Raw genomic sequence first — 18,011 nt, 5'->3', positions numbered from 1 at the left:
AAGACTTCCACTCGAAAATGCCAGAAAGAACGTATGGAACGGATTTATCTTGTTCTTCCCGCTCCGTCCGGCACCCGGAATGCAGTCCCCGCCCTGTTCAGTTCCTCGGCTTACGCCCGATCACCGCATGCACCGTATCGCGCCATGCCGTGAGATCCTCAGGCGGCACAACCTCGCCCGTATCCAGATCGGCCAGTCCGGCACGGGACATCAGCACACTGGCCAGACGCACGCGATCTGCCGGCTCAAGCGCCTGCCAAATCGCCACGGCCTTCGCTGCATGAAACTGGTCGGAAAATGTCAAAATCAGCGGGGAACCGGGCTTGAGGACACGCACGACTTCCGTCAGCACTGCCAGCGGCTGCGTCAGATAGGCCAACCCGTCGCATAGCGTCACCGCATCGAAGCTATCATCCCCGAACGGCAGCACCGTGTCCTCATTGAGATCCTGCACCACACGCTCGCCCAGCACAGGATTGGCATCTAGGGCGCCTTTGAAGATCCCGAGCCCGACCATACGCTGGAACTTCGCTTCCTCCGGATAATGGCTGAGAGCGCCTGCCATCAGATCCAGAACCGCCCCACCGACCGGCAGGGCCGTCTGATACAGAGCTGTCACGGCTGTCTGTGCCCCCATGTCCATCAGCGAATCCGGGATACGCTGCGCATGGAAAATCGTATCAGGCTCGTTGTTCGCACGCGTGAACGCAGCTGCGTGCATTCCTTCAAGCTGTTCCGGGCCGCTCATGTCCACTCCTTCTGATCCAGCAGCCGAAATGAGGGCATGTTCCCCGTGCGTCAACCCACGGGATGCTTTATGAGAGAAGCCACCATGAGCCTCTCCTTTACGAAAATGCACGGTCTGGGCAACGATTTCGTCGTGATCGACGCCCGTCAGAACGATCCCGCGCTCGATACCCCCACCATCCGCAACCTGTGCGACCGACGCTTCGGAATCGGCTGCGACCAGCTGGTTCTGCTCACACCGCCGACCCTGCACGGTGCGGACGTGCATGTCCGTTTCTTCAATCCCGACGGTTCAGAAGCCGGAGCTTGCGGCAATGCGTCCCGCTGCGTGGTGAAATTCGTTGGGGGTACGCCCACGCTCCAGACGGCTGCCGGCCTTCTCCCCACGGCACAGGATGGCGATCTCTTTACCGTCGATATGGGGACACCCCGACTGGACTGGCAAGACGTGCCACTGTCCCGCGCCTGTGATACGCTGCACCTGCCGCTGCATGACGCGGCCGCCTGCTCGATGGGCAATCCGCACGCCACGCTGTTTGGGAATGTTTCCCGCGCAGAAGAACTGGGGCCGGAGCTCGAACGGAATCCCCTCTTCCCGGAACGCGCCAATATTGGTTTCGCGCAAATCCTTTCCCACACACACATGCGTCTGCGCGTCTGGGAACGCGGAGCTGGCCTGACGTTCGCCTGCGGGTCGGGAGCTTGCGCCGCCGTCGTGAACGCTGTTCGTCGCGGTCTCACCGAACGGACCTGTACGGTCACGATGGATGGCGGGGACCTGCGCATTACATGGCGTGAAGACGGACATGTTCTCATGACAGGCCCCGCCGTCACGGTCTTCCACGGGACGACCGCGTGACCGCCTCCATTCTGACATTCGGCTGCCGCCTCAACGCCCATGAGAGCGATGGCATGGCCCATCATGCGCGCGGCCAGACCGACACCATCATCGTTAATACCTGTGCCGTAACCACTACGGCCGAGCGACAGGCACGGCAGGCCATTCGACGGGCGCATCGCGAAAATCCGGATGCAAAAATCGTCGTGACGGGCTGCGCTTCCGACATCGCACCAGACCGCTGGGCCGAGCTACCGGGCGTTGTTCGCGTTGTGTCCAATGAAGACAAACTTAAGCCCGCCATCTGGGGGGATACCAGCGCAAACCTGCCACCATCCCGTCACGTACGCGCCCTTCTTCAAGTCCAGCAGGGCTGCGATCACCGCTGCACCTTCTGCATCATCCCGTATGGGCGTGGAGACTCCCGCTCCACGCCCATTGAGGACGCCATCACGCGCGCCGAAGCACTGGTCGAAGCCGGGCATCAGGAAATTGTCCTGACCGGCGTGGACATCGCTTCATGGCAAGGGTTCGAAGGTAAGGGGCTGGGCACGTTATGTCGTGAACTGCTGCGCCGCGTAGAAGGCATACGACGACTGCGCCTCTCCTCCATCGACCCTGTTCTTCTGGATGTAGAGACGGGGGATACAGATCTGTGGTGGCTGCTTGAAAACGAACCCCGCCTGATGCCGCATCTGCACCTGTCCCTGCAGGCAGGATCGGATCTCATTCTCAAGCGCATGAAGCGCCGCCATGATACAGCCGGGGTCGCGGCAACGCTGCGCCGCGTCCGGTCCGTCCGCCCAGGGGCAGGCATCGGGGCCGATTTGATCGCGGGCTTTCCCACGGAAACGGATGCTCTGTTCGAGGAAACGCGCACTTTTATCGAAGAACAGCAGATTCCCTTCCTTCATGTCTTCCCTTACAGCGAACGCCCCGGAACGCCCGCCGCTCGCATGCCAGCCGTCCCCAATGCTGAGCGCCAGAAACGCGCAGCCTGTCTGCGCGACATCGGCGAGGCAAACCGTGACCGTTTCCTGCAACGTCTCATCGGCACCGAGTTCAATATTCTGGTCGAGACACCAGATCGCGGCCATTCGCCGGAGTTTGCCGCCGTGCGTCTGACCGGAACCGCATCTGCGCCAATCCGCGGCAGTTTCGTGCCCGTTCGCGCCACGGCACTGGAAAATGGGACACTTCTAGCCGAAATCCGCAACTGAAACGCGTTCAGATCTTCCTATACCCTTGACGTTCGGCGCGACCTGTCCGAACTCCCATGCATGGCTGGATTTTTCTCACGACTCAAACAGGGTCTTTCGCGGTCGAGCTCGCGTCTCGGCGCCGTCTTCACGCATCGCAAGCTGGATGAAACAGCTCTTGAGGAGCTCGAGGACGAGCTGATTGCAGCTGACCTCGGACCTGCCGTGGCCGAGCGCGTCATCGAGAACTTCCGCAGTACGCGCTTTGGCAAGGACGTCACCAGCGACGAAATCCGCGAGACGCTTGCAACCGAGATCGCTCGCGTCCTTGAACCAGTAGCCATTCCCCTCGAGCCCGATCCGAAGAAGAAACCCCACGTCATTCTGGTTGTCGGCGTCAACGGCGTCGGCAAGACCACCACGATCGGCAAGATGACTCGTCATTATATGGAAGAAGGCAAATCCGTAATGCTGGTGGCGGGAGATACGTTCCGTGCCGCTGCCGTCGAACAACTTGAAGTCTGGGGCAAGCGCGCCAACGTGCCCGTCATCGCCGGCAAACATGGCGCCGATGCTGCAGGCCTGGCCTATGACGGCCTCAAGCGCGCAACCGAAGCCGGAACCGACCTTCTTCTGATCGACACTGCAGGGCGCCTACACAACAAGGGCGCGCTGATGGAGGAACTGGCCAAGATCATCCGTGTCATGCGGAAATTCGATGAAACAGCGCCCCACTCCGTCCTGCTGGTTCTGGATGCAACGACTGGACAGAACGCCATAGAACAGGTGCGGGTCTTCCGTGAACTGGTGAATGTAACCGGACTGATCGTGACCAAACTGGATGGTTCCGCCCGCGGCGGGATTGTTGTGGCACTTGCGGAGCAGTTCAAACTGCCAGTCCACATGGTCGGTGTTGGAGAACAAGCCGAGGATTTGCGCCCTTTCTCGGCTCAGGAATATGCAAAAGGCTTAGTCGGTGGCTCCAACGATCTGGCATCCAGACTATTGGAAACCTCAACCGACGAAACGCCTTCTACGTAAGGCGCTAAATTCTGCGGCCTGCAGATTAGGTCGCAGGCGCATCCTCATCCGAGGACATCCACTCTTCCTGAAGATACGCGATGCGTTTTTCGATGGATTTACGCTCGCGTCGCGCAATTTCCGCGTTCCAAAGCCGGCCGCTAATGGCCGAGGCTTCCGCCACGAGCCAGGCCGCCCCAACGGCAAGCCAGTCCAGTGCCAGCGTAACGGGCTGCGTGATCTGCGCGATACACGTCTCCCAGTCTCCGTTTGCAGCCCAGGCCTCGTGCAGAGGATGTACCATGGCAGCGCCGACATAGAACAACACGATCATGATCCGCTGACCGTCAGCATTGGGGTCAACAAGCTTCAGGGCGACCAAGGGAAACAGCAGAACGCCTGCAACCACCAGACTTCCAGGAACATAGGAGAGCAGCAGCCCGATGATAATCCCGTGCCACCAGCGGAATCCCGGGGCCCGGAGCGATTCCGGCTCTGCCTGTCTAACGGGCGTCATGGGTCCTCCTCACCGACAGAACTCCAGCCAGATACTCACCATTGCCACGGCAATGCCTGTCAGAAGTGAAAAGAATTCTCCCGAATTGCGTGCTTCACGATCCTTGGCGGCCTTACGCTCGGGCGCTTCATCGAGAACACGCATCAGATTGCTGATTTCTGCCTCGGCTTCCTGGGCCTGACGCTGATCCAGCTGAAGACCCGTCGGATCATTGACGATCGCCAGAAACGTGCCGAGATTTCCGTCTTCCGCCGCCTTACCAAGACGCACGCGTCGGCGAGCACGCGATGCCTTGCTCCGCCACTGACGTAGTTCCGTTTCCAGAAGCGGCAAGGCCCGCTGCGCCAAAAAACTAAGCGGCGTCCGGTCGAATTTCCTCTGTACGGCCGCAAGCACGGTCAAATCGGCGAGCCAGCCTGGCAAGCCCGCTTTCTGCGACTGAGAAAGCGGAACGATTCCCTGACGCGCGCAGTTCGCTTCAAGAAAGGAACGCATCTGATCATCCAGAAAGCCGTTCCGTCCCAGAACCTCGTCCGGCAGATCCTCAATGCCCACATGCCGGTTCAGCCATTGCAACAGCCCTTCCGGCAAGGAAATCCGGGCCTCCAGACATCTCTTTGAAAGGCAGGGCAGAAATCTGTTCAGCTCATACGGGAAACGTCTGACCAGATCCCCCCCTCTGGTTCCAATGCGTCGTGCCGCCACGGACAGGGTGGTAATTTGATGGCTCTGCCGCTGAGGCAGATGGGCGGACATGAAGGCATCGGGATTAGCCATCATGAAACTCAGAACATTCCGGACCGTCCGCTCTTCATCCGGAGTGGAAGGCTGAACCGTTGCCTGAACCACCATCTGGGGAAGCGCCTCAGGCCAGAACCAGGTACCACCCCAGAACATGGGCGCGGCAGGATCGAGGACGGAAATCGCATGCGTGATGACCATCGTAGCAGGATCAACCATCTTGCTGCCACCGGCCGGAAGGAATGAGGCACTCGCCTGTTCGATCAGCCCCGCCATGACGGAGAGTTCCAGCTCGCGCACCAACCAGTTGCTGACGACTTTTCTTTGCAGCAATACGGAGAATTCCGCAGGGTGCCGCCCCGCATACCAGGCGAGGGCCTGAGGGGTGTAGACGGCATTTCCCCCGATCATGAGGGGGATACGCGCAGGAATGACCGGACGGACCGTAAAGACCTTGCTGGGCGCAATCGTCACAAGATCGCGTGGCGAAGGGCGGCTGACAGGATCATCGGACAGCATCGCCGTCAGAAGCGAGCGGAGCCCGACCGGCACGTTATGGCCGTCCATGTAGGCGGCGGGTGTACCGATTTCGAAACGCCGCTTGAGAATATCCGTATCGGAGAGGCCTTCAAGAGGGAGCTTTCCGATAGCGAGCGCAAGAATAACGACCCCCAGCGAAAAAACGTCGCAATCCATCGTCCCCTCACCGCGGGCGGAGGGGCGGCAGACAGCTGAAGACAGGGGTTCGAAAAGAATGGGCTGTTTTTCACCCGGTGCGGCCACTCCCAGAGGTCCAAGCACGACCTTGTGCAACCCCTGCCCAACGAACAGGTTATCAGGACGGATGCTGCGGCATGTCAGCTTTTCGGCCTCCAGCCGCTGAAGAAGCACCGCCATCGGACGGATGACGCCGTCGATCAGCTGGTTCTCCGTCCACAACCCCAGCCCTTCCGCAAGCGAGGGACCGGGGGGATGAGGACAGAGCAACCACAAGGTGCCCTGAGAATATTCGTGGGTCTGGATGGAAATCACGCTTTCATGACGAAAGAACATGATTTCGGTAAGCCGGGGAGAAGGCGCGAAAGGAGCCAGGGCCAGATAGGACGCCCCGGATACCGTCATGTCCTGGGCTCCATAAGTCGCACAGCCGCCGAGATCGGGCTGTTTGCGGTCCAGGCTGATCAGATACCGCTCGGCGATGAGCAGTTCCTGGCTGTTATCTGCCTGAGTGTCGGCCATTGAAGTCCCGTTGTTTCCCTATCCGGTCTTTTGTGCCGGACAGGGATTGAGACTTCGTTAATGCAACGACCGATTCCGGGACTGGGAGATCAGTCTTCGAACGGATCGCGCATTAGAATGGTGTCGTCGCGTTCCGGGCTTGTGGAAAGCAGCGTCACCGGCGCTTCGATCAGTTCTTCAATGCGACGGACATATTTGATGGCCTGCGCAGGAAGTTCAGCCCAGGAACGAGCGCCTGCGGTTGTCTCTTTCCAGCCCGGCATCGTCTCGTAAACCGGCTTGACGCGGGCCTGTGCGCCCGGAGCGGACGGGAACGTCTCGATCTTCTTGCCGTCCAGTTCATAGCCGACGCAGATGGAGATCTCATCCAGACCATCCAGCACGTCCAGCTTCGTAAGGGCGATGCCGCTGACGCCACCGACGCGAACGGCACGCCGGATCAGAACCGCATCGAACCAGCCGCAACGGCGGGGACGGCCAGTGACAGTACCAAATTCATGGCCACGCTCACCAAGAGTCCGGCCGGTCTGATCATGCAATTCGGTCGGAAACGGTCCTTCGCCCACGCGGGTCGTATAGGCCTTGGCAATTCCGAGCACGAACCCCACGGAAGATGGGCTGACGCCGCTGCCCGATGCTGCAACAGCCGCAACAGTGTTGGAACTCGTGACATACGGATAGGTGCCATGATCGACGTCCAGCATGACAGCCTGCGCGCCTTCAAACAAGATGCGACGACCGGCACGGCGGGCTTCGTCCAGACGGTCCCAGACCTGGCAGGAGAACGGCAAAAGGCGCGGCGTGATCTCGGTCAGGAAGTCCTTGAGCTGCCCCTTCGTGAACGTCTCGGCACCCAGACCGGCGAGCAGCGTGTTGTGGTGCAGGAGCAGTTCGTCCAGCTTCCAGTCCAGCGTCTCGGGCTCGGCCAGGTCGCAGATGCGGATGGCACGACGGGCGACCTTGTCCTCATAAGCCGGGCCGATGCCACGACCGGTCGTGCCGATCTTGTGCTCACCACGGGCAGCTTCACGCGCACGATCGAGCGCGCCATGTACCGGCAGGATCAGCGGAGCGTTCTCAGCAATCCACAGCGTCTCTGGTGTAACAACCAGACCCTGCGCCGTCACGCGGTCGATTTCGGTCATCAGAGCCTTCGGGTCCACGACGACGCCATTGCCGATCACGCCGATCTTGCCACGAACCAGACCCGAGGGCAGCAGCGACAGCTTGTAAACCTGATCGCCCACGACCAGCGTATGACCGGCGTTGTGACCACCCTGAAAGCGAACAACGATGTCGGCACGGCTGGCGAGCCAGTCGACGATCTTGCCTTTACCCTCATCTCCCCACTGGGTTCCGATCACGGTGACGTTGGACATGAGCTGACTTCCTAGAACTGACGAGACTGGAGAAAGACGAAAAGAAACGATGGATCAGAGCGGCTGAGCCGCACCACCCTTCCAGACATGGGCGCACCGCAGATGCCGCGCCTGAACGACCGGATCCTCGTCATGGGACAGGGCAGACACCGTGGCGTAACCAGACGCATGAAGCGCTGAAAGGCTGGCCGCATCGAGATCAACCGGAACATAGCAGCGCGGACGCGACGCAGACACCGGAGCTGCACGCAGAAGAGCCTGCGGACGAAGCGTCAGGCCACAGGCAGGCTCTTGCCCGGCCAGATAACGACCGCCACGTCCCAGCTCCTCGCGGGAAGCCGTGGAAAAGACCGTCACGCACAGGCCAGTATGATAGCGCCATCCACGAAAATCGACGGGATCAATCGTCAGACGCAGATCTGGACTGCGCTCACGGATCGCGGCCACAGATGCAGCCAGACGCTCGAAGTGCCCGACAACCTCCTTAGGATAATCTAACGAGGCAAGCAGATCTAGCGCACGGTCAGCAGGACCGGCGGCGCGGAGCATGAGCGCCAGAATCCCGGCGATCGGGCCACCCAACTCGGCTACAGCACTGGCATCCTTGCGGTCCAGCGCATGCAGCAGCGGTTCACGATCGGCTTTGGGAATGACGTCCTCGATCAGACCCAGTGCCAGAGCTGGCATAGACAGGTCGAAGGACACGCCTTCAATTCCGAGTTCAGCGAGCGCCTTCGCGCCAAGAGCTATGACCTCCGCATCGGCCTGAGCGCTGTCGGGGCCAATCAGTTCGATCCCGGCCTGAGAAATCTGACGGTCAGCTTCACGGCCCGGCGTTCCAACAACAATGCAACTACCCGAATAGGACAGACGCAGCGGGCGCGGCGCACCCTGAAGGCGGATGCTCGCAATGCGGGCGATCTGCGTGGTCATATCCGGACGCAGCGCCATCATGCGGTGCGAATTCGGGTCCATCAAACGGAAGGTCTGGGGAGCGAGGGATTCCCCCGATCCACCAAGCAGCGACGTCTCGAATTCCAACAGGGGTGGACGGACACGCTGATAGCCATGACGGGAAAAAGCTTCCATCACGCTGGCAATACCGCGGGCTTCCGCTTCGGCTTCACCGGGAAGAAGATCAGCAAATCCGGACGGCAGTAGAGCGGCACTCGGTGTCTCGGAATACAGGCTCATGCAGAGAAGTCCGCGCGAGTCTGCTCATAAGCCCAGTCGAGCCAAGGCAACAGCGCCTCGATATCGGCCGTCTCGACCGTGGCACCACCCCAGATCCGCAAACCGGCCGGAGCATCCCGATAGGACGCGAGATCGTAACCCGCACCTTCCTTCGCCACGAGATCCGTCAGATGCTTGACGGCCTTGCCTTTCTCTGCGGCAGACAGGCTTTCAAACCACGGCGCCGTGATTTTCAGGCAAATCGATGTGCTAGAACGCGTCTCTTCCCCGACAGACAGAAAGGACACCCAGTCAGCTGTCCCAATCCATTTCGTCACGGCAGCCAGATTCTGCTGCGAACGGGCCTTCAGGGCCGGAAGACCACCAATCTGTTCAGCCCAGCGCAGACCGTCCAAAGCGTCCTCGACGCAGAGCATTGACGGCGTGTTAATCGTATCACCTTCGAAAATAGCTTCGATCAGGCCCTTCTTGTTGGCCAAACGGAAAATCTTGGGCAGCGGACGCGGCGATGGCTGAGCCAGACGGGCCGCGGCACGAGGGCTCAGCGCCACCATGCCATGCGCGGCCTCACCTCCCAGCGCCTTCTGCCAGGACCATGTCACGATATCGAGCCGGTCCCAGGGCAGGTCCATCGCAAAAGCTGCGGAGGTTGCATCGCAGATGACAAGGCCTCCGTGCTCAGTCGGAATGGCGCTGGCATCTGGGATGCAGACGCCCGACGTCGTGCCGTTCCATGTCAGGACGACATCGCGGTCCCACTCCACTTTCGTCAGGTCGGGCAGTTCACCATACGGCGCGTCCAAAACCCGCAGATCCTCGATTTTCAGAACGTCGCGCAGATCCTGCGCCCAAGTTCCGGAGAAGCTTTCAAAGGACAGAACGTCAATTCCGCGCTCACCCGCGAGCGCCCACAGGACCATTTCCACAGCCCCCGTATCGGAAGCTGGAACAATGCCGACGCGCCAGTCCAACGGGATACCGAGCACATCTTTCGAGCGTGTGATAACTTCCTTGAGACGCGCGCGACCTTCTGGTGCACGGTGCGAACGACCCAACAGGGCTTGGTCCAGACCGGACAACGACCATCCGGGGCGCTTGGCGCAAGGACCTGAGGAGAAGAACGGGCGGGATGGTCTGACAGTCGGCTTGGACATGCTCGTTCCGGGCTGATCGGTCCTGAGGTCATTCCGGCAGGAAATGACCGCTCATGGTGCGAGAGAGGGGATTCGAACCCCTATGCCTTTCGGCGGTCGATTTTGAGCCGACTGCGTCTACCGTTCCGCCACTCTCGCACGGGCTAATCGAATTCTAATACATTCTCGGAGAAAGTGCCAGACCGCAAAATCTGAGCCGCAGAGTGCAGACTCTAAAGCCCCAGCATCAAAAGCAGATTCTGGATAGCTGCGCCTGAAGCCCCCTTGCCTAGATTGTCCAGCCGCGCCGTCAGGACGACCTGCTCGCCATTATGATGAACACGCAGCTCCATGTCGTCAGTATTAGCCAGTGTGTCGGCCACAAGCTGCGTCTCGTCGGGAAAAACGCGCACATGTTGACATCCCGCATAAGCGCCCTGAAGCACGGCTTCTAGTTCTGCGGCCGAAGGCTGCCCCGGCAGGTCCTTCAGATGCAGCGGAATGGAAACGATCATGCCCTGCGGGAAATGCCCGACCGACGGCACGAACAGCGGCTGTCGCGTCAAGCCCGAATAATGCCGAATTTCAGGCAAATGCTTGTGCTTGAGGTTCAGCCCGTAAAGGAAGAAAGCCGGACCGCCGTTCTTTTCATGCTCCTCAATCGCCACACGCCCTGCTCCGCTGTAGCCGGAGACAGCATTGATGGAAACAGGATGATGGGCCGGCAGAAGCCCCGACCGGACCAGCGGGCGCATCAGGGCAATAGCGCCTGTCGGATAGCAACCAGGATTGGCGACAAACCGCGCGCCCTTGATGGCAGCTTCCTGTTCCGCGTCCAGCTCGGGGAAACCATAGACCCAGCCATCCGCAATACGGTGTGCCGTGCTCGCGTCCAGAATCCGGACGTTCAACCCTTCCGCCAGCGTCACCGTCTCCCGGGCCGCATCATCCGGTAGGCACAGGATGGCGATATCGGCCTGCTCGAGCATGGAGCGACGGGCCGCTATATCCTTGCGCAACGCATGGTCGATGGACAGGATTTCCAGACCATAGGAAGCCGGGAGGGCTTCGATCCGCTGGCGAATGCCCAGACCTGTCGTGCCTGCTTCCCCATCAATGAAAATGCGAGCCATACGCCATCCACCCTGTCTGCAAATCCGTCCCGCCCCGGTCGATACCCGAAACGTCTGGTAGTCGTTTTACGTCGGGAATGTCATGCTGTCACCCGTTGCCGCCCTTCCCGGCGCTTTCATCCATAGAACCACACGGGTATGAACCTTGCAGAACGATAACAGCAGGATGTTTCGATGACCCAGCCCTCCTCCCGGCAGATCGACCGTCTGCTGGATGTCATGAAGCGTCTACGCGCCCCCAAAGGCGGTTGCCCTTGGGACGTGGAACAAACCCCTGCCACGATTGCGCCGTTCGCAATCGAAGAAGCCTATGAAGTCATGGACGCCATTGCGCGTAACGACCGCGATGCCATACCTGATGAACTGGGTGATTTGCTATTTCAGGTCGTCTTTCAGGCCCAGATGGGTTCAGAAGCCGGACATTTCGATTTTGAGACTGTGGCGGGCATAATTGCCGACAAGCTTGTGCGCCGTCACCCGCATGTTTTTGGCGATGCGGCAATGGATGACGACACATGGGAGCGGGAAAAAGACGCCGAGCGTCAGCGCAAGGCCGAATATGGCGCACTGGCCGGTGTTGCCCTTCCGCTCCCCGCCCTGATGCGCGCCGCAAAACTGAGCCGCCGTGCCGCCCGCGTGGGTTTCGACTGGGACGATCCCACCGGGATTCTCGACAAAGTCCATGAAGAAATCGACGAACTGAAAGCCGAACTCGGCGGAGACCCGGACCGCATCGAGGACGAACTGGGCGATGTCCTGTTCACCGTGGCAAGTCTGGCCCGCAAACTGAATATCGACCCCGAAGCGGCCCTGCGCCGGAGCAATACCAAATTCACCCGCCGCTTCGAAGCGATGGAAACCATGCTCGCCCGCAAGGGGCAGACCATGGCCGAGCAGGACCTGCCGACCATGGAAGCACTCTGGCAGGAAGCGAAAACACTTCCCGGCATGAAATAACGCCTTGATTACAGATCATACCGTCATTGCGATTGAAACTGCTGCGAATATCGCAACCGAATACACTCCGTATCACTCGGTTACAGGAGTCCTTATCCTTTCTTAACCTTCTGATCCGAAACTGGTCTTCGTTGCTTCCCAACGGAGTCTTTTCATTATGACAGGCATTTCTTCCATCGGCTCTTCGGCCATGAGCAGCCTTTACAGCGCGGGCAGCGCGTCCTCATCGTCCAGCAGCAGTTCCTCCACGCAAGAAACTACGACGACCAAACTGAATGCCGACGGCTCTACGACGACCATCGTCGAGGACGCCCAAGGCAACATCATTTCCGAGACGACCTCTGGGGGATCTTCGAACTCCAGCTCCAGCAGCGATACGAGCCATCTGCTCAGCGTTTCGGCCTGAAACGCACACCTGCTACACAAAAAGATACGTCAGGCCCGCCGGTCTGACGTTTTCATACGGGCCGAACCTGCTAGAGAACGTTCCCATGACGGACGATCTCGCCCCCTTCGATTTCGAACTCCCCCGCGATCACATCGCGACGGAGCCTGCACGCCCGCGTGACAGCGCCACACTGCTGCATGTGCGCTCCGGTCTGGCGCCGGATCCGCGCGTGATCCGCGACCTCCCGGATTTCCTGCGAGAAGGCGATCTACTGATTGCCAACAATACAGCCGTCATCCGCGCCCAGCTTGCCGCCACGCGTGGCGAGGCGAAAATCGGCCTGACGCTCGACCGTATTCTGGCGGATGGAAGCTGGCACGCCCTGGCACGCAATTCCCGCAAGCTGAAGCCGCAGGACATCCTCCATTTCGGCGACGACCCCGTCACGGCGACCGTTGTGGAAAATGAAGGCGATGGCGCGGTCAGCATCCGTTTCTCGGTCGAAGGAGACGACTTCGACGTGTTTCTAGAACGGGTTGGGGCGCTGGCCCTGCCCCCTTATATCGAGCGCCCGTTCGGCCCGACGAAGCAGGACGATACGGATTACCGCACCATTTTCTCGCAGTATCGCGGTGCGGTCGCAGCGCCCACGGCAGGCCTGCATTTCACACCCGAAGTGTTGGCAGCACTGGACGCAAAAGGCATCCAGCGCCGGACCCTGACACTGCATGTCGGTGCGGGCACGTTCCTGCCCGTCCGCTCCACGATCGCCGAGCATAAGATGCATGCGGAATGGGGTGAAATCGACGCGGAGACCGCTGCCGCCATCAACGAAACCCGCGCCCGTGGTGGCCGGATCGTAGCCGTCGGCACCACCTCCCTGCGCCTGCTGGAAAGCGCGGCCCGCGAGGATGGGACCGTCGCTCCGTGGCGTGGCGAGACCTCCATTTTCATCAAGCCCGGATATCGCTTCAAGGCGGTGGATGTGCTGATGACCAATTTCCATCTGCCGCGTTCGACGCTGTTCATGCTCGTCTGCGCGTTCAGCGGCACCGAGACCATGCGTGAGGCCTATGCCTACGCCATCGCCAACGGATTGCGGTTCTATTCGTATGGCGATGCCTGCCTGCTGGAGCGCGCACCATGAGCGATTATAAAACCGATCACGCCACCAAAATGACCTGGGAGCCTGAGGCGACCTGCGGCATGGCGCGCGCGGGCCATCTGCACACCCGCCACGGTACAGTCCCGACCCCGACCTTCATGCCGGTCGGCACCGTCGGCACGGTCAAGGGCATGACGATGGACGCTGTACGCTCCACAGGGGCGGGCATCGTGCTGGGTAACACCTATCATCTCATGCTGCGCCCCACGGCGGACCGTGTGCAGAAGCTGGGCGGCCTGCACAGAATGATGGACTGGCCCGGCCCGATCCTGACCGATTCCGGCGGATTTCAGGTCATGTCACTCGGCGCGCTGCGCAAGCTTGACGAAGACGGCGTGACGTTCCGTTCGCATATCGACGGCAGCAAGCACCGCCTGACACCGGAAATCTCGACCGACATCCAGCTCAAGCTCGATGCGACCATCACCATGGCGTTCGACGAGTGTCCAGCCCTGCCCGCCACGCCCGAAGCCCTGCGGAAATCCATGGAAATGTCCATGCGCTGGGCCGCCCGCTCCCGCGAGGCTTTCGTAGCGCGTGAGGGATATGGTCAGTTCGGCATCGTGCAGGGCGGCACCGAGCGGGACTTACGCGAATATTCCATCAAGGCCCTGACCGAGATCGGCTTTGAAGGCTATGCGATCGGCGGTCTGGCCGTGGGGGAAGGTCAGGAACTGATGTTCTCGACGCTGGACTTCACCACGCCGATGCTGCCGCAGGACAAGGCGCGGTATTTGATGGGTGTCGGCACGCCGGACGATCTTCTGGGCGCAGTCATGCGCGGCGTAGACATGTTCGACTGCGTAATGCCCTCACGCGCCGGTCGCACCGCCCGCGCCTATACCGAGCGCGGCGCCATCAACCTGCGCAATGCGCGTTTCGCCGAAGACACACGCACGCTCACGCCCCATGATGACACGCCCGTCGCCGGACGTTACAGCCGCGCTTACCTGCACCATTTGTTCCGAGCCAACGAAATGCTCGGCCCAATGCTGCTGACATGGCACAATCTGGCCTATTACCAGCGCCTGATGCGCCAGATCCGCGCCGCCATCGTGGACGGTACGCTCGATGCACTTGCCGTAAAGCTGCGCGAAGACTGGGCCAAGGGCGACTGGACCGAAGACGAATGGCCGATGCCGGATCTAGCACTGTAATCCTGATTCATGAATGGGGGGGGTGAAGGGCGGATCTGCAAACGCATACGCTTATCGGGGTTTCCGCACCCTGCTCATGCTGTTTTCTAAATACGGCTTCATGAAGATCATTGATGCCGGGCGGATCGTCTCAGGAAGCGGCGTCATCGGGGGCAACGTGATTTTTCATGCGCCGCGAGGCCGTGCGAGGCCTTACAACGACTGCGACCATCTGGTTTGCAGCGGTTCTGGGAATGGCCGGTGATGCAGGACTATCCATTCTCACCATTGCCACGGCAGCCGCAGGTTGCTTCGGACCATTCTGGTGAGCTGCACGGAATTGCACTTTGCCATTAAATGATGTGTACGCCTCGAGGAAGAAAGCCGAAATGCTGAACACCTTCTGGATGAGGCGCACCGCGAAGGAACGCCCCATACTGGTCCATAGCTAACGCCCCGTCTTCCATCTCATTACGGGATTGGGCGCGATTAATGGTGTTCATGAAGTCAAGAAAATCGACCATGACTGAACACCATCGAATTTACTGGGCCGTCGGCAGCGATTTTTCATACTGCTCCCAGTGAGTCGCCAGTTCCTTTACGACCACACTCCCCACCGTATAGGCGGCATCGACCGAGGCCTGAAATCCTGAAAATCCAGTCTCATGCGCCTCGTCCGACAGAAGCTGCGCGGCACTCTGGCCCGGTGGTTGCATGTCGAAATTGCTAGCCGTCCGCAGAATCAGCGCACGCTTCGGATCAACGCGCCCCGCCTTTCCCTGAAGCGCCAGAGCCTGACAGAACGCAACATCCTCTTCGGCCGTCGTCGCCATGACGCCCTGCCCGTCCGTCCAGTATTTCACCCACCGCTCGGCCCATTGGTTCATTTTCGCACCAACCCAGAAGGTTTCGCTCGAGATCGTGTCACCAAGCTGAACAGAAGGCGGTTTCTGGGCGGCTGCAAAACCGGTGTAACGCAAGCGCGATGCCTTCAGTCCGGCATTGTCAGGAAGCGTGATGTCCTTCGTCATCCCATAAGCCCACTGCACAAGGGCCGGATCAAGCGTATATTCCATATCTCCCATACCGGAATGAAGCGCGGGGCGCGGCTGTTCATCCGGTGTGCTGCTCTGCACGGGCGTGAACCCATCCGGCCAGGACGCAGGAATTTCGCGCGGATCAATCAAATGAGACAGGCCACCATTAATAACACGCGGCGCCCAGACGGCCGAACCAATGGTACCGAAATTCGGATCAATTCCACCAATTCCAGCCAGCACGAAATAGGCGTGACGCAGATCGAAGCGTGGATCGAGTACGAGAGCTGTAAGAGCCGAGGCCATGTGCTCAGGTCCCTCCCCGCTCACGATCCCCAGAACATGCAGATCCGGATTGTAATGCATCACGTCATGATCGGTGCCGGGTGCCGGGATCGTTTGCTGCAGTGGCAGTTTTTCGATCCAGTTCTGGTATTCGCCTGCCGTGTCCCCCGTATCCTTGCCGATCTCGAAGGTTGTGACGACGACAACACGCACGGGGATCGGCGCATGAGCCGAGGCCGAACCGAGGACACACAGGGACAGGAGCGTGGCCCCAAAAACGGTTGAGATAGATTTCACTGGTAAAGTCCCTCATGTGTAACAGTGGCTTCAAATGTGCCAAATCGCTGTTCGAGCGCCCATTGCAGACGAGCTTTCTCGCTGGTTTTCAGGAAAATCGTACAGGTACCGGATACAGCGGGCAGCGTCCCGCAGGCTGGCACGAACTGTCCCAGCTGATGATCGGACCACAGACTTTCTCCTGGAACGAAGGCGTATTCCAACCCGGTGCGGGACAGGGTTTTCAGATCGGCATAGGACAAGTCGTAAGTCTGAGCCGCGCGGACATATTCCTGCGTCAGATCGCCCCGTGAGACGCCCTCGTCATCCGTGGAAAGCGCCATCGGCACGCTAGCCCTGCGATAAAGACCAAACGGATGGGCAGAGCCCTTGATACCAAGAATTTCGTCATTGCTGGTCAGGTTGATTTCCACCATCACATGGCGTCGTGCCATCTCGGCCAGAAGTGATGCCGGATCGTCCTCAAGCGCCACATCCACGCCATGCCCAATACGGCTGGCTCCCGCCACATCAATGGCAGCGCGGATGTGGTGACGCAGACCTTCAGTAGGGACGAGACCAGTCGTCAGTTCGCCGGCATGCAGGCTCAGTTTCACGCCCGGAGTGACGCCGTTCAGGAAATGAAACATCCGCATATGCAGGTCATAATCGCGCATGGCAGTCGGATCGTCTTCGGGCGCCACAATGTTAAGCCCGACAAAGCGCGGATCGGCTTTCACGGTCGCATAACCGGCATCAAGCTGCGCATAAACAGCCTGCGGCGGTAATGTGCGCCGGGTCTGGAACAGATAGCGCACCGTCACCGCGCATCCGGGATGAGCCTGCAAGGTCCCGCATTTCAGCACATCCCGAGCCTGCACTTCCATCTGGTCCGTCGCAGCGCGGGCTTTCTGCACCAGTTCTGGAATTTCCGGCATAAGCGCGTGGTGCGCGGCCGCGAAGTCGTCACCCTTCAGCGGATGATGGAAACCCGCGCCAATCATCCCGCCAATCCCGGGCGAAATCATCAGCTCCAGATAGGTCACATGGTCACGGGCCGCCCGGTCACGCGCTTCAGCCAGCATATCGCCCGAATGCGCATCATCGATGGAACCAAACCGGGCGAATGTCGCGAAGAAATGGTCATGCCCAGAGGCATCGCCAGGAGCGGGCACGAAGTCCCGCATGGACAGCGCATCGATCAGGACATTTTCCGTTTCCTCATGATGCGACAGTTCGGCAGCCGGAAACTCCCCCTCTCCCGGATGTGTACAGGCATGGTCGAGAATGCGTTTTTCCTTCAGCGACACGCACAGGCCATCGTGCGCGGCCCAGTTCAGCATGTTTTCGGCATAGATTGCACCAACCAGATGGTTGTGCAGGTCCGCCCCTTTCGGGAAGGCACGGAGGAACATGTTCAACCGGACCGGATCATTCCGGATGCGGTCATAAACCTGTGTGACAGACTGCGGAGCAGCATGTACAGCCGGAATCATCGTCAAAGCAGAAGTCATACCCAGAACAACAGCGGGCAGAACATGAAAGAAAGAATGTCGCATGGCGCGACGATGCCGCCCCATCTCCGACGTGGCAAGCCATTTTCAGATCATGACAAATCCTGTCTGCA

Annotated in this window: 17 protein-coding genes and 1 tRNA gene; 8 read left to right on the top strand and 10 right to left on the bottom strand. The window is 60.0% G+C overall.

Translation table 11 applies throughout. From position 1 onward, the window contains the following. Positions 1-97: 97 nt before the first annotated feature. Positions 98-748: a methyltransferase domain-containing protein gene (locus tag IGS75_RS08465; RefSeq protein ID WP_174787574.1), complete on the bottom strand. Its 651-nt coding sequence runs from the start codon at positions 746-748 to the stop codon at positions 98-100. Between the two features lie 84 nt (positions 749-832). On the opposite strand from IGS75_RS08465, the gene dapF reads away from it, so the two are divergent. From dapF to ftsY, 3 genes are read left to right on the top strand one after another with little or no spacing between them, the layout of a single operon-like run. Then, complete coding sequence (gene dapF / locus IGS75_RS08460) at positions 833-1,606, top strand: diaminopimelate epimerase (RefSeq protein ID WP_141352723.1); 774 nt, start codon at positions 833-835, stop codon at positions 1,604-1,606. Then, positions 1,603-2,805: a MiaB/RimO family radical SAM methylthiotransferase gene (locus IGS75_RS08455; protein ID WP_141352725.1), complete on the top strand. Its 1,203-nt coding sequence runs from the start codon at positions 1,603-1,605 to the stop codon at positions 2,803-2,805. The genes dapF and IGS75_RS08455 overlap by 4 nt, the downstream gene beginning before the upstream one ends. A 60-nt stretch (positions 2,806-2,865) precedes the next feature. Next, on the top strand, positions 2,866-3,825 hold the full coding sequence (gene ftsY / locus IGS75_RS08450) for a signal recognition particle-docking protein FtsY (RefSeq protein ID WP_141352727.1): 960 nt from the start codon (positions 2,866-2,868) through the stop codon (positions 3,823-3,825). A 25-nt stretch (positions 3,826-3,850) separates the two neighbouring features. Here ftsY and IGS75_RS08445 read toward each other — a convergent pair whose 3' ends face one another. The 7 genes from IGS75_RS08445 to argC form a co-directional block, all read right to left on the bottom strand. Beyond that, positions 3,851-4,321, bottom strand: a complete 471-nt coding sequence (locus tag IGS75_RS08445) for a hypothetical protein (protein ID WP_141352729.1) — start codon at positions 4,319-4,321, stop codon at positions 3,851-3,853. A 9-nt stretch (positions 4,322-4,330) separates the two neighbouring features. Further along, positions 4,331-6,301 (bottom strand): serine/threonine-protein kinase, encoded by a 1,971-nt coding sequence (locus tag IGS75_RS08440; protein WP_202256576.1) that lies wholly within the window; start codon positions 6,299-6,301, stop codon positions 4,331-4,333. Between the two features lie 89 nt (positions 6,302-6,390). Continuing rightward, positions 6,391-7,680: an adenylosuccinate synthase gene (locus IGS75_RS08435; protein ID WP_202256575.1), complete on the bottom strand. Its 1,290-nt coding sequence runs from the start codon at positions 7,678-7,680 to the stop codon at positions 6,391-6,393. Between the two features lie 54 nt (positions 7,681-7,734). After that, positions 7,735-8,874: an ATP phosphoribosyltransferase regulatory subunit gene (locus tag IGS75_RS08430; RefSeq protein WP_202256574.1), complete on the bottom strand. Its 1,140-nt coding sequence runs from the start codon at positions 8,872-8,874 to the stop codon at positions 7,735-7,737. After that, a complete protein-coding gene (locus IGS75_RS08425; RefSeq protein ID WP_141352737.1) occupies positions 8,871-10,028 on the bottom strand; it encodes a phosphoserine transaminase in 1,158 nt (385 codons plus the stop codon). Before IGS75_RS08425 ends, IGS75_RS08430 begins: the two co-directional genes overlap by 4 nt. Before the next feature lie 54 nt (positions 10,029-10,082). Continuing rightward, positions 10,083-10,166: transfer RNA gene (locus IGS75_RS08420), tRNA-Leu, on the bottom strand. Positions 10,167-10,240: 74 nt separating this feature from the next. After that, on the bottom strand, positions 10,241-11,140 hold the full coding sequence (gene argC / locus IGS75_RS08415) for an N-acetyl-gamma-glutamyl-phosphate reductase (RefSeq protein ID WP_141352739.1): 900 nt from the start codon (positions 11,138-11,140) through the stop codon (positions 10,241-10,243). Between the two features lie 174 nt (positions 11,141-11,314). On the opposite strand from argC, the gene mazG reads away from it, so the two are divergent. The 5 genes from mazG (at position 11,315) to IGS75_RS08390 (ending at position 15,115) form a co-directional block, all read left to right on the top strand. Continuing rightward, positions 11,315-12,097, top strand: coding sequence for a nucleoside triphosphate pyrophosphohydrolase (mazG, locus tag IGS75_RS08410; RefSeq protein WP_202256573.1), 783 nt, complete (start codon positions 11,315-11,317; stop codon positions 12,095-12,097). 157 nt (positions 12,098-12,254) lie between these two features. Further along, positions 12,255-12,503 carry a hypothetical protein gene (locus tag IGS75_RS08405; RefSeq protein ID WP_174787575.1) on the top strand — a complete coding sequence of 83 codons (249 nt, stop codon included), beginning with the start codon at positions 12,255-12,257 and terminating at the stop codon, positions 12,501-12,503. Between the two features lie 85 nt (positions 12,504-12,588). Continuing rightward, positions 12,589-13,632 carry a tRNA preQ1(34) S-adenosylmethionine ribosyltransferase-isomerase QueA gene (gene queA / locus IGS75_RS08400; RefSeq protein ID WP_202256572.1) on the top strand — a complete coding sequence of 348 codons (1,044 nt, stop codon included), beginning with the start codon at positions 12,589-12,591 and terminating at the stop codon, positions 13,630-13,632. 29 nt (positions 13,633-13,661) lie between these two features. Continuing rightward, the gene (gene tgt / locus IGS75_RS08395; RefSeq protein WP_202258384.1) at positions 13,662-14,807 is read left to right on the top strand and encodes a tRNA guanosine(34) transglycosylase Tgt; all 1,146 of its coding nucleotides are present in this window, start codon (positions 13,662-13,664) and stop codon (positions 14,805-14,807) included. Positions 14,808-14,974: 167 nt separating this feature from the next. Then, positions 14,975-15,115 carry a hypothetical protein gene (locus IGS75_RS08390; protein WP_174787576.1) on the top strand — a complete coding sequence of 47 codons (141 nt, stop codon included), beginning with the start codon at positions 14,975-14,977 and terminating at the stop codon, positions 15,113-15,115. A 213-nt stretch (positions 15,116-15,328) separates the two neighbouring features. Here IGS75_RS08390 and IGS75_RS08380 read toward each other — a convergent pair whose 3' ends face one another. Both IGS75_RS08380 and IGS75_RS08375 read right to left on the bottom strand, forming a co-directional pair. Further along, positions 15,329-16,405 carry a purine nucleoside permease gene (locus IGS75_RS08380; RefSeq protein WP_202256570.1) on the bottom strand — a complete coding sequence of 359 codons (1,077 nt, stop codon included), beginning with the start codon at positions 16,403-16,405 and terminating at the stop codon, positions 15,329-15,331. Further along, positions 16,402-17,943 (bottom strand): adenosine deaminase family protein, encoded by a 1,542-nt coding sequence (locus tag IGS75_RS08375; protein ID WP_141352749.1) that lies wholly within the window; start codon positions 17,941-17,943, stop codon positions 16,402-16,404. Before IGS75_RS08375 ends, IGS75_RS08380 begins: the two co-directional genes overlap by 4 nt. Positions 17,944-18,011 lie beyond the last annotated feature (68 nt).

Origin of the sequence: Gluconobacter sphaericus, assembly GCF_016757795.1 — a bacterium.
In the GTDB taxonomy this organism is placed as follows: domain Bacteria; phylum Pseudomonadota; class Alphaproteobacteria; order Acetobacterales; family Acetobacteraceae; genus Gluconobacter; species Gluconobacter sphaericus.
This window is presented reverse-complemented; position numbering and strand designations above follow the sequence as displayed.